Annotated in this window: 9 protein-coding genes; 2 read left to right on the top strand and 7 right to left on the bottom strand. The window is 69.9% G+C overall.

Annotation, left to right across the window (positions count from 1 at the left end):
- Positions 1-200: 200 nt before the first annotated feature.
- On the bottom strand, positions 201-1,313 hold the full coding sequence (locus ACIRF8_RS09445; protein ID WP_404212678.1) for an aminotransferase class I/II-fold pyridoxal phosphate-dependent enzyme: 1,113 nt from the start codon (positions 1,311-1,313) through the stop codon (positions 201-203).
- 280 nt (positions 1,314-1,593) lie between these two features.
- Between ACIRF8_RS09445 and vioC the strand changes: the two genes are divergently transcribed.
- On the top strand, positions 1,594-2,622 hold the full coding sequence (gene vioC / locus ACIRF8_RS09440) for an arginine beta-hydroxylase, Fe(II)/alpha-ketoglutarate-dependent (protein WP_404212676.1): 1,029 nt from the start codon (positions 1,594-1,596) through the stop codon (positions 2,620-2,622).
- 10 nt (positions 2,623-2,632) lie between these two features.
- On the opposite strand, the gene ACIRF8_RS09435 is transcribed toward vioC, so the two are convergent.
- The 5 genes from ACIRF8_RS09435 to ACIRF8_RS09415 form a co-directional block, all read right to left on the bottom strand.
- On the bottom strand, positions 2,633-3,793 hold the full coding sequence (locus ACIRF8_RS09435) for an aminotransferase (protein ID WP_404212674.1): 1,161 nt from the start codon (positions 3,791-3,793) through the stop codon (positions 2,633-2,635).
- Positions 3,794-3,894: 101 nt separating this feature from the next.
- A complete protein-coding gene (locus tag ACIRF8_RS09430; protein WP_404212672.1) occupies positions 3,895-5,136 on the bottom strand; it encodes a winged helix-turn-helix domain-containing protein in 1,242 nt (413 codons plus the stop codon).
- Positions 5,133-5,699: a response regulator transcription factor gene (locus ACIRF8_RS09425; RefSeq protein WP_404212670.1), complete on the bottom strand. Its 567-nt coding sequence runs from the start codon at positions 5,697-5,699 to the stop codon at positions 5,133-5,135. The genes ACIRF8_RS09430 and ACIRF8_RS09425 overlap by 4 nt, the downstream gene beginning before the upstream one ends.
- A 474-nt stretch (positions 5,700-6,173) precedes the next feature.
- Positions 6,174-7,523, bottom strand: a complete 1,350-nt coding sequence (gene lat / locus ACIRF8_RS09420; protein ID WP_404212668.1) for an L-lysine 6-transaminase — start codon at positions 7,521-7,523, stop codon at positions 6,174-6,176.
- Between the two features lie 41 nt (positions 7,524-7,564).
- Positions 7,565-9,091, bottom strand: a complete 1,527-nt coding sequence (locus tag ACIRF8_RS09415; RefSeq protein ID WP_404212666.1) for an aldehyde dehydrogenase family protein — start codon at positions 9,089-9,091, stop codon at positions 7,565-7,567.
- Positions 9,092-9,283: 192 nt separating this feature from the next.
- Here ACIRF8_RS09415 and ACIRF8_RS09410 point away from each other — a divergent pair, with 192 nt between their 5' ends.
- Complete coding sequence (locus ACIRF8_RS09410) at positions 9,284-10,561, top strand: cytochrome P450 (RefSeq protein ID WP_404212664.1); 1,278 nt, start codon at positions 9,284-9,286, stop codon at positions 10,559-10,561.
- Positions 10,562-10,949: 388 nt separating this feature from the next.
- Here ACIRF8_RS09410 and ACIRF8_RS09405 read toward each other — a convergent pair whose 3' ends face one another.
- The gene (locus ACIRF8_RS09405) at positions 10,950-11,606 is read right to left on the bottom strand and encodes a 4'-phosphopantetheinyl transferase (RefSeq protein ID WP_404212662.1); all 657 of its coding nucleotides are present in this window, start codon (positions 11,604-11,606) and stop codon (positions 10,950-10,952) included.
- Position 11,607 lies beyond the last annotated feature (1 nt).

Here is an 11,607-nt window from a genome sequence, read left to right as displayed (position 1 = left end):
GCGCCCCCCGGCGGGGGGCGGGCGGCCCGTCGGTCGCGGCCCCGACTTTCGTCTTACGCACCTACACGCACTCGGGGCCGTACCGCGCGGGGGGGGGGGGCCGGCCGCCCCGCCGCCCCCTCGTCCGTGGGCCGTGCGACGCGTAAGGCGGCACCACCCTTGAGCGGGTGGTGCCGCCTTACGCGTGCGTGCTGGGGTCGTCAGCGTGCCGACGGGGCGGGCGCCAGGTCCCGGTAGGCCTCCGCCATCGTCTGCACGGCCTTCTGCACCGTCTCGAACGGCCGGGCCAGCGAGACCCGGATGAAGCGCAGACCGCTCTCCGGGTCGGCCCAGTGGAACGGCGCGCACGGCAGGACGTGGACACCGCGCACCAGCATCTCCTTGTGCAGGACCGCGGAGTCGGGGCCCTCGGCGGGGAGTTCGATGCGCGCCACGCTGATCTGCGAGTCCGGGTCGGCGAGTTGCAGGCCGACCTGGCCGATCGTCTCCTTGACCATGGCGCGGTTCTGCTCGACCAGATCGCGCGCCCGCTCGTAGCCGCCGTCGACCCAGTCCCCGGCCAGCTCCGTGATGAGTTGCAGGACGACCGGTGAGGCCGCGAGCAGCGACTCGGAGAAGGCGTACTCGATCGGCAGGTCGGTGCGCTCGCTGTACGCGAGCATGCCGATCTTCAGCTCGTGCGTCGGCCAGAGCTTGCCGGTGTCCTCAATGGTGATCCAGGCGCAGCCCGCGGCGTCGAGGACCGCGTAGGTGTCGTACTGCGCGTCGCGGACCTGACCGCGGAAGCTGGCGTCGATGATGACGATCTGGTTGTGCCGCGCGGCGTGCTCCGCGAGGGACCGCAGATGCCCCTCGGGGGTGATCAGACCGGTCGGGTTGTTGGGCAGCGTCACCACGATCGCGTCGACCGGGGCGCCCGGCCACTGCTTGGCGAGGAGGGCTTCCTCGGACATCGGGACGAGCTCCAGACCACGGGTCCGCAGCAGGTCGGCGATGTTGTCGAACGTCGGGTGCAGCACCGCGACCGTCGCCCCCGCCGGCAGCGCGCGGGCGACGATGTCCGTGGCGAGCGTCGACGAGTAGCAACTGAGGATCCGTCCGGTGCCGACCGGCGCGCTGTGCTGTCCGACCGCGCCGAAGAATGCCTTGTGCGCCGCGAGTTCGATCTCGGAGAACGGCCGGCGGGTGGCCTCCACGAACATGTGAGGAATGCGGGCGACAATGTCGGACTGCTGTGGTGTGAGAACGAGCCGGGCGTGTCCGTCGGTGAGATTGAGCCCACCGTCGACGTCCATCAGCGCGTCAACTTCCATTGTCGTCAGATTGACAATTTCGGTCATCCTCAGCCCTTCAATAGGTCCCCGGATGCCTTCTGCTCGCCGTATTGATGAACCGATTCGGGCGTCACGAAAGCGCGATTGGGCTCCGCAGGAACTGTCACGTTGCCGAAAATATAGGGAGAGTCGAGCCCTGTGCGCCTGTCCCCTCTAAGGGGGACCGCGAGCCTTTCCCCTCCGCGCCTAGACTCCGGTCCGTTCACGTCGGACCGCAGGTGGAGAGCACCGGCGGCGGGAAGGTGGAGGACGAAAGCCCATGCACGACCTGGCGCTCACACCCGAGGACAACGCGGCGCTCACGCCGATGCTTGCCGCGCTGGCGACGACGTACGACACGATCGAGAACCCCGAACTCATCCGCCGGGCTCCCGTGCTCGCGAAGGCGCTGCCCCCACACCTCCTGTCGTTCCTGGAGGAATTCCGCTTCGACGAGCCGTCGGCGCTCTGCCGGATCTCCGGCCTGGACGTGGCCGAGGCCGAGCTGGGCCCGACGCCCGAGCACTGGCGCGACAGCCAGTTCGGCTCGCCGGCCTTCCGCCAGGAGATCTTCTTCCTGCTGTGCGCCACCGCCCTCGGCGATGTCTTCGGCTGGGCGACGCAGCAGGACGGCCGCATCATGCACGACGTCCTGCCGATCAAGGGCCACGAGAACTACGAGATCGGTTCCAACAGCCTCCAGCACCTCTCGTGGCACACGGAGGACGCCTTCCACCCCTGCCGGGGCGACTACGTGGCGCTGATGTGCCTCAAGAACCCGGACGCGGTGGAGACCGTCGTGTCGACCGTGCCGGACATGGACTGGTCGGACATCGACGTGGACGCCCTGTTCGAGGCGGAGTTCACCGTCATGCCCGACAACTCGCACCAGCCGCAGCAGGGCCTCGCGTCCTGCGGTGACCCGGGCATCGACAAGCTCCGCGAGCGCAGCTTCCGGCTCATCCAGGAGTGGAACGACAACCCGCAGAAGCGGCCCCTGCTCTACGGCGACCGCAGCGACCCGTACATGGCCCTCGACCCGTACCACATGGACCCCTCGGGGTGGACGGAGCGCAGCCAACAGGCGTTCAAGCAGTTGTGCGAGGAGATCGAGCGGGCGATGAAGGACGTCGTGCTGCTCCCCGGCGACCTCGTCTTCATCGACAACTTCCGCTCGGTGCACGGCCGCAAGTCGTTCCGGGCCCGCTACGACGGGTCGGACCGCTGGCTGAAGAGGCTCAACATCACCCGCAATCTGCGGGGTTCCCGGGCCTGGCGTCCCGCGGCCGGCGACCGCGTCATCTACTGATACCGACCGCTCACCCGCCGACTGCCGCGAGGCGGTCGGCGAAGTCGTGCAGGGCGCTCTCCGCCACGTTGCTGACGCTGACCCGCAGCGTGCGGTGGTCCGCGGGATGGAAGGCCGTGCCGGGCAGCACCAGAGCGTCCTGCTTCAGCAGGAGTTCACGCACCACGGCGTCGGTCGGCCGGTCGGTGAACGGATGGCGCACCCAGCCGAAGAAACCGCCGACGGAGAGCAGTTCGAACCCGCCCGGACGCCGCGCCATGGCCCGGACGAACGCGTCCCGCTTCGAGACGACCTCCGCCGCCCGCTCCCTGCGCCACTGTCCGGCACCGGTGAGCCCGGCCCAGGCGGCCTCCTGGCCGATGCGCGGCGGGCAGATCGTGACGCAGTCCAGGAGCTTCATGATCTCCTCGTTCAGCGCGGGCGAGGCCACGATCGCGCCGACCCGGTAGCCGGGGATCGCCAGGTCCTTGGAGAAACTGTGCAGGCTGACGACCGTCTCCTGCCAGCGGGCCTCGGCGAACAGCGGGTGCGGGGGCTCGTCCGTGCCGCGGAACGAGCGGTATGTCTCGTCGAGGATCAGGGCGATGCCGTGCCGCTCAGCCACCCGAGCGAAGGCGACGATCTCCTCCGGCGGGACCGTGACCCCGGTGGGATTGCCGGGCGTGACCAGGGCGATGGCCCGGGTGCGCGGGGTGATGAGCGCCTCGGCCGCCTCGGCTCTCGGCACGAGGTCGGCTCCCGGCTCCAGATGGACCGGGGTGAGGCCGTCGAGCCGCAGCCACATGTCGTGGTTGAAGTAGTACGGCAACGGCAGGACGACCTCGTCGCCCGGCTCGGCGAGAGCCGAGGTCACCAGGCAGAAAGCCTGGTTGCAGCCGGCGGTGACGACGATGTTCTCCGCCCCGACGCAGCCCCGGTAGTCGCGGGACAGCTCGTCGGCGAAGGCCGTCCGCAGCTTCGGCAGCCCCGCCAGATCGACGTAGTCGGCGCCGTGGGCGTCCCGGGCGACGGAGACGATGTGCTCCACGACCGAGGGTGCCGTCGGATGGGCGGGGGCCGCCTGGGCGAGGTCGAGCAGGGCGCCCCCGCCCCCGTCGCGCTCGTCGAGCAGCGCGTACGTCGCCCCGATGGGCGAGGGGGTTCGCAGCAGGGTCCTGGAGGTGAGTCGCACGCTGGTTCTCCTTCGAAGAGCTCGTCGCACCGAGCTTCCCCGGACCCGCTTGGTGCCGCCAACCCCCTCAATAGGGGACGTGCCATCGAGGTGGGGACGGGTCAGGACGACAGGAGCGCGGCCCGCCAGCCGTCCGGCAGGACCTCCCCGTACTCGATGTCGCGCACGCCGCGGAAGGCGGCGAGGTCCTCCAGTTGCCCGACGACCGCGCGGCGCAGCGCGGCCGTCGGCTTGACGCCGGGCTCCAGGTGGATGCCCTCGACCAGCAGGCTGTCCCGCTTGCGCTCCACCCGCGGGGAGATCCGGCCGACGAGCCGGTCGTCATGGACGATCGGCAACAGGTAATAGCCGTACTGCCGCTTGGCCTTGGGGATGTACATCTCGTTGCGGAAGTCGAAGTCCCACAGCCGCTGGGTCAGCCGACGGTCGCTGACGAGATTGTCGAAGGGGGAGAGCAGGGCGGTGCGCCCGTGCCAGTCGCCGGAACGGATCGCCGTCAGTTCGGCCTCCGCGTCGGCGTGCACGTACCAGGTCTCGTTCGGTTTGCCGCCTTCGACGCGGACCGGGATGACCCTGCCCTGTTCGGTGAGGTCGCGCAGCACACCGGGCAGGCCGTCGTACTGGCCGCGCAGGAAGTACTGCCTGATGTCCAGCGGGCGGGCGACCCCGAGGGCCCGGAGCGTGTGCTCGGTCGCTGTCGTGACCTTCTGCTCGGCCGACATGGGTTGCCGGTCGGCGTCGGGCGGCAGACAGGCGTCGGGCAGTCCCCACAGGCGCAGGCCGCCCTCGCGGGCCTGCACCATCACCTTGCCCTGGAGCCAGAGGAAGGTGAGCATCCGCTCGACGTTGCGGCCGGCGGTCCAGCCGGAGGACGGCCAGTCCATGGCCGCGCAGTCGTCGAAGGCCTCCGTGGGCAGCGGCGTGCCCTCGCCGAGACGGGACAGGACGTGCTTGGCCAGCACCGCGTTGGCGTCCAGCCAGACCTGGGTGAAGGACCGGTTGGGCGGCGGATAGGCGTCCATCGTCGCGCGGTGCAGCGGGTAGTCCTCGGTGAGGACGATCGCCGCCGCGTGGGCCCAGTACTCGAAGAGCCAGCGGTCCTGCCACCAGGTCGTGGACAGGTGCGGCCCCGCCTCGGCGCCCAGGCGGCTCCAGACCACCAGTTCATGGCTGGGCGCCACCACGTTCACCGGGTCGAGCTGGAGGTAGCGCAGCGAGCGCAGGACGGTACGCAGCCCGTCCGGTGTCGGATCGGTCCGGGACGCGGTCAAGTGCTGTCTGCTCAGCGCGAGTCGGCGCGCCTCGGAGATGCTGAGCGTGAGAGTCGCCTTGGACGGGGTCATCGTGCTGCGGCTCCTTGTGGTGCGAGCTGTCCGAGGGAGCGCCCGAGCCCCAGGAGGTGCTCGCCGCCGTGCGTCCGGCCGGCGGACTGGGCGGGGGTCTGGACGGGGGTGTACGCGGCCGTCTGCTGACCGAGTAAGGCGACCCTGGTGAGTTCCGCCTTGTTGCCCACGCCCAGTTTGGCCCGGATGCGTTTGACGTACGTGTCGACGGTATGCGGGCTGATTCCGAGCCGGGTCGCTATCTGTCCGTGGGTGAGGCCGCGGGATATCTGACGCAGCACCTGCTTTTCCCGGTCGGAGAGGTTGCCGTCCGGGAGTGGCGTTTCCTCCTGGGCGACGGGACCGGCGGATCCGGGCGCCGAATGGTCGGCGTCGCACAGGCACGGGGAGGGTCTGGAACCGGCGGCGAGAGCCTGAATGGCCCGTATCATGCAGGTGACCGATCCGGTTTTGTGGATGATGCTGGAGGCACCCGCCCGGAGGTAGGGGGCGGAGTCGACCTCGGACGCGTGGTTGACGACGAGGACTGGTGTTTGGGCAGCGAGTTCGGTGATCTGGTGCAAGGAGGTAATACACAGAACTTCGGCGTCGAGGAGGACGACATCGGTTCTCCGGGGCGGGTTCGCCTGGGACGACCGTGCCGACACGTCGATTCCCGAACCGCCGAGAACCTGGACGAGTCCGGCCAAGAAGATGGGAGACGCCGTTATTGCTTCGGTTCTGATCATGAATCCCCGTACTTGTAGCCGCAATTGCTTGTCAGCACATCGGTATTCAGATATAGAGCAACGGCAATATGCGATCGTGTCGCTGCAGCCGCCTCGTGATCCGGCCGGGTCGCACATCCCCCAATCGAGTCAACCGCGTTTCCACAGCCGTACTTCCCGATTCGAATGCGAATGTTATCAGTCGAGTCTCGCTCGAACTGTAGCTGTTTTGTGTGACACATGGCTACGCCATCTACCAGCTACAGGTACTTTTCTGACGGCCTAGCAGACGCGCCCCGTCCGGGGAACCAGCGGGGAACAAAATATTTCCTACGCGCCGTCGTCGCAGCGCTTGAGCGCCCGGCCGAACGCGTCCAGGGCGAGGGACAACTCCTCCTGGCTGACCGACAGCGCGGGCCGCAACCGCACCGTGCGTTCACCGCCGGGGAGCACGAGCACCCCTTCCTCCCGCAGGACGTCGACGAACGCGTCGCGGAACGCGGCCGACGGCAGGTCGAAGGAGCACATCAGCCCGCGCCCGCGGGCGTTGGAGAGCAGACCGGGGAACCGGTCGGCCAGTGCACCGAACCCCTCCAACAGGTGGCCGCCCAACGACACGGCCCGCTCGATCAGTCCGTCGCGTTCGATGACCTCGAGCAGACGGCGCGAGCGGACCATGTCGGCGAGACCGCCCGCCCACGTCGACCCGACACGGGCGCTGACCCGGAAGACGTTGTCCGGCACCAGGTCCACCCGCCGGCCGGCCATGACCCCGCCGACCTGAGCCTTCTTGCCGAAGGCCACCACGTCCGGCTCGATCCCCAACTGCTGGTACGCCCACGGCGTTCCGGTCAGCCCCACCCCGGTCTGCACCTCGTCGAGGACGAACAGCGCGTCGTGCGCGTGGCACAGCCGCTGCATCGCCTGGAGGAACTCGGGACGCAGGTGCTTGTCACCGCCCTCGCTCAGGATGGGCTCGGCGATGAAGCACGCGATGTCGTGCGGATGCGCGGCGAACGCGGCCTCGGCCTGCGCCAGCGCCGCCCGCTCGGCCTCCTCGACGAGCCGGGTGTGGTGCGCGTCGAGTGGGAAGCGGACCGCGGGGGTGTCGATGCGCGGCCAGTCGAAGACCGGGAAGCGCTCGGTCTTGACCGGTTCGGTGTTGGTCAAGGACAGGGTGTATCCACTGCGGCCGTGGAAGGCGTACTTCAGGTGCAGCACCTGCGTGCCGAGCGACGCGGACCGCCCCGCCGCCTCGTTCCGCCTGCTCTTCCAGTCGAACGCGCACTTCAGCGCGTTCTCCACGGCCAGCGCCCCGCCTTCGACGAAGAAGAGGTGCGGCAGCTCGGGGTCGCCCAGTACACGGGCGAACGTGGTGACGAACTCCGCCAACTCCGGCGTGTAGGCGTCCGCGTTCGACGGCTTGTTGGCGGCGACCTTCGCCAGGAGCCGTACGAACTCCTCGTCCCCCACCACGTCCGGCGGATTGAAGCCGAGCGGGCTGGACGCGTAGAAGGTGAAGAGATCCAGGTACGACCGCCCGGTGAGCGCGTCGACCAGCCAACTGCCTTGACTGCGCGACAGATCGAGGACGAACGGGTACCCGTCGACGAGCATGTGGGCCGACAGGCTCGGGTGGACCTGGGCAGGGGTGATCGAGCCGGTGGTGGGGAGAGACATCGGCAATCCTCGCGTTGGGGGACGGTGGCGGCCTGGCGGGGTCAGGAGAAGCTGATGTTCTGGGCGAGAGCCACCTCACCCGAGTAGTTGACGACGCTGGTCGACCGGCGCATGTACGCGTGCCACGCGTCCGAGCCGCACGCCCGGCCGCCCCCGGTCTCCTTCTCGCCGCCGAAGGCACCGCCGACCTCCGCACCCGAGGTGCCCAGGTTCACGTTCACCAGGCCGGTGTCCGCGCCGACGGCGGACATGAAGATCTCGGCCTCCCGCTGGTCCTGCGTGAAGATGCTCGCGGACAGGCCCTGGGGGACGTCGTTCTGCAGGGCGATCGCCTCGTCGAGCGTGTCGTACGTCAGCACGTACAGCAGCGGCGCGAACGTCTCCTCCCGCACCACGGGGGAGTGCCCGTCGATCCGCGCGATCGCGGGCCGCACGTACGCGGCCGACTCGGCGGACGTCTCGACCAGGTCGCCGCCGACCAGCAGCTTTCCGCCGTCCTCGGTGACCCGGGCGATCGCCTTCCGCATCTTTTCGAGCGGGGCCCGGGAGATCAGCGGGCCGACGAGCGTGTCCTTGTCGAACGGGTCTCCCACGGGAAGCTGCTCGAAGGCGGCGGTCAGCCGCGGCAGCAGCGCGTCCACGACGTCCCGGTGCACGAGGAGCCGCCGCAGCGAGGTGCAGCGCTGCCCCGCGGTGCCGACGGCGGCGAAGAGGACCGCGGGCAGGGTCAGTTCGAGGTCGGCGCTCGGGGTGATGACGGCCGCGTTGTTGCCGCCCAGCTCCAGCAGGGAGCGCCCGAAACGCGCGGCCACCCGGGGGCCGACGGCCCGGCCCATCGGCACCGATCCGGTGGCGCTGACCAGCGCCACCCGCGGATCGTCCACGAGCGCCTCGCCGGTCTCCCGGCCGCCGATCAGCAGGTGGTGCAGGCCGGCCGGGGCGCCCGACTCCTCGGCGGCCCGGGCCAGCAGCCGGTCGCAGGCCAGCGCGATCAGTGACGCCTGCTCGGACGGCTTCCACACGACGGTGTCCCCGCACACCAGCGCGACCGTGGTGTTCCAGGCCCAGACGGCGGCCGGGAAGTTGAACGCGGAGATGATGCCGACGACACCCAGCGGGTGCCAGGACTCGACCATCCGGTGCTCGGCCCGCTCGGACGCGATGACCCGCCCGTAGAGCTGACGCGAGAGGCCGACCGCGTAGTCAGCGATGTCGATCATCTCCTGGACCTCGCCGTACGCCTCGGCCCCGATCTTGCCGACCTCCAGCGTGATCAACTCGGCCAGGTCGTCGTGGTGCTCGCGCACCAGATCGCCGAAGCGGCGCACGACCTCACCGCGGCGCGGCGCCGGAGTGGAGCGCCAGGTGAGAAACGTTTCGTGGGCGGCGGCCACCGCCGCTTGCGTCTCCGCCCCGCCACTGCCCCTCAGCCCGAACAAGTCCTCCCCGGTGATCGGCGTCCGGGCCGACAGGTCGTCGCCTTCCGGTACCACTGCGCCGATGCGGTCCAGGCACGCGCGGGCACGCGCGCGCAGATCGTCCGTGGCGGGCAGAGCAAGGGTGGTCATGCATGGCTCCTGACAAGGTGAGGCGGGCCGCGGTCGGCGGGGTTCCTGACGTTCGGCAGCCCCTAGCACATGTCGGGACGGTCCGTCGCGGCAGCCCCCGGTTCGCGTGACAGGACAGCTCGCCGTCCGCGTCGTAAGTTCCTGACGCAGGGCGCAGGGGGCCCTGTTCGTACCGGCGATGGAGTCGTATAGATGCACACAGACAGCTCGGCCAGGCAGGACAGCGTGATCGTTGCGGCGGATCGGCCTGTCTACGACCCGTTCTCCTGGGAACTGCACGAGGACCCCTACCCGGTCTACGCCTGGATGCGGGAGAACGAGCCGGTCTACCGCAACGAGGAACGTGACTTCTGGGCCCTGTCCCGGCACGAGGACGTCCTCTCGGCGCTGCGCAGCCCCAAGCTGTTCTCCAACCGCAACGGCATCTCCCTGGAGACCGAACTGTGGGGCCCGGAGGCGTACAAGACCAGTTTCTTCCTCGCCATGGACCCGCCGGAGCACGGCAGGCTGCGCACGCTGGTGTCCAGCGGTTTCACCGCCCGGCACGTCACCGGGCAAGAGGCCCGCATCCGCAGGATGGCGCGTGACCGGCTGCTGCCGCTGCTGGAGCAGGGCGAGTTCGACTTCGCCGGTGACTACGCGGCGGCCCTGCCCAACGACATCGTGTGCGACATGGTCGGCATCCCCGCCGCCGACTGGGACCTCATCCGCGCCGACACCGACATGCTGAACATGCGCGGCGACGGCGAGGAGGACCGCCCGGCCGGCTCCGTCCAGGCCGCCCTGCGCCTCGCCTCGTACTTCGTCGCGCACGTGACCGAGTTGCGGCGCAGCCCCGGCCACGACCTCACCTCGCACCTTCTGGACGTACGGGTCAAGGGCCGGGCGCTGAGCGACTCGGAGATCGTCGCCTTCCTCTTCCTGCTGATCACCGCGGGCAACGAGTCGACGGGCAAGGTCATCGGGAACGCCTGGTACCACGGCTGGCTGCACCCCGACGTGAAACGGGCAGGACTGGAACACCGTCCCGACGACTGGACGATGGAGACCCTGCGCTACGACTCGGCCAGTCAGATGGTCGCCCGCACCGTCACCGAGGACACGGTGCTGCACGACGTCCTGCTGCCGGAGGGCAGCCGGGTCGCCATCCTCCCCGCCTCCGGCAACCGCGACCGCCGGGTCTTCTCCGACCCCGACCGCTTCGACCTGGACCGGGACACCAGCCAGCTCATCAGCTTCGGCCACGGCCCGCACTACTGCCTGGGCGCCGCCCTCGCCAAGCTGGAGATCAAGATTGCCCTGGAGGAGATCGGGGCCCGGATCTCCGACTACGACATCGACATGACGTACGCACGACGCGTGCACTCCCCGCACCAGCGCGGCTATGCCGTACTCCCCACCTCGGTGACCTTGCGCGACAAGCCGCGAGACCTGCCGGAGGTCCCTGACCTCACGGGGCCGTACAGCTAGGGCGGGCTTCCAGGGCTCTCGGGGCCAGGATCTCGTGCGCCGTTTCGGGTCCATAGGCAGGCAGCCCATCCGCCGAGCCCCGGCCGACACAGGGCGGCGAGAGCGGGATGCACGCACGTGACTTCGACCGCACCCACAGGCCCGGCAGCCGAGCGATCCAGGCAGTCCGGCTTGTCGTCACGGTCGGGTCGGTCCTGGCCGCTCCGGTCCTGTCGGTGGCCGGGACTCCGCTGCGCCGCCGCGAGGACGGTCGGGTCGGCCCGGGGTGCTTCGTCGTCAACGAACGTGGTTGTTCGAGCCCGCTGCCGGCCGTCGGAGTACGTGCTCCGACGCTGTTCGTCCTGACTGACCGGCGCACCCATCGGGCGGCGCCGCCAAGCAGGACGCCCTAGCCGTGCCCGTCCGCGACCGCCGTCAGCAAGATGCCGTCGCGGACCGTGAAGCGGCCCCGCAGGGTGGACCAGCGAACGCCGTCCACGACCGGGCCTGGCACCAGCAGGCGGGCGCTGAACGTGAAGGCGTCGGCGTCGATGGTCAGGTCCGCCTCCAGGAAGTCCAGCCACTCGCCGGTGAGCGGGAACCAGGCCTTGTAGACGGACTCCTTGGCGCTGAACAGGAGCCGGTCCCAGGCGATCCCGCGCCGTGCGGGCAGCGTGGACAGCATGGTGTGCTCGGCCGGCAGACCGATCGTGCGGAGCACCCCGTCGGGCAGCGGCTCGTTCGGTTCGGCGTCCACCCCGAGCGCGGGCACGTCCCCGCGGAACGCCACGGCGGCGCCGCGGTAACCGCCGCAGTGCGTGATGCTGCCCACCACCCCGGCGGGCCAGACCGGTGCGCCGCGCTCACCCTTGGGGATCGGCACGGGTTCCACACCGAGGACGCGCAGCGCCTCCCGGGCACAGTGCCGCCCGGTGATGAACTCGGCCCGGCGCTCCGGCCGGGCCGAGGCGACGTGAACCGTCTCGTGCGGGTGGTGCGGGACGCCGGGCGGGTCCTCCCCGAGCTCCTTCACCGCGACCTTGGGCGGCAGGATGTCCGCGAGCATG

The sequence above is a fragment of the Streptomyces sp. NPDC102406 genome (assembly GCF_044765725.1).
Lineage (GTDB): Bacteria > Actinomycetota > Actinomycetes > Streptomycetales > Streptomycetaceae > Streptomyces.
This window is presented reverse-complemented; position numbering and strand designations above follow the sequence as displayed.

Coding starts and splice junctions, on each gene's coding strand:
- ACIRF8_RS09445 (WP_404212678.1), bottom strand. CDS start 1,313: ATGGAAGTTGACGCGCTGATGGACGTCGACGGTGGGCTCAATCTCACC.
- vioC (WP_404212676.1), top strand. CDS start 1,594: ATGCACGACCTGGCGCTCACACCCGAGGACAACGCGGCGCTCACGCCG.
- ACIRF8_RS09430 (WP_404212672.1), bottom strand. CDS start 5,136: ATGACCCCGTCCAAGGCGACTCTCACGCTCAGCATCTCCGAGGCGCGC.
- lat (WP_404212668.1), bottom strand. CDS start 7,523: ATGTCTCTCCCCACCACCGGCTCGATCACCCCTGCCCAGGTCCACCCG.
- ACIRF8_RS09415 (WP_404212666.1), bottom strand. CDS start 9,091: ATGACCACCCTTGCTCTGCCCGCCACGGACGATCTGCGCGCGCGTGCC.
- ACIRF8_RS09410 (WP_404212664.1), top strand. CDS start 9,284: ATGCACACAGACAGCTCGGCCAGGCAGGACAGCGTGATCGTTGCGGCG.
- ACIRF8_RS09405 (WP_404212662.1), bottom strand. CDS start 11,606: ATGCTCGCGGACATCCTGCCGCCCAAGGTCGCGGTGAAGGAGCTCGGG.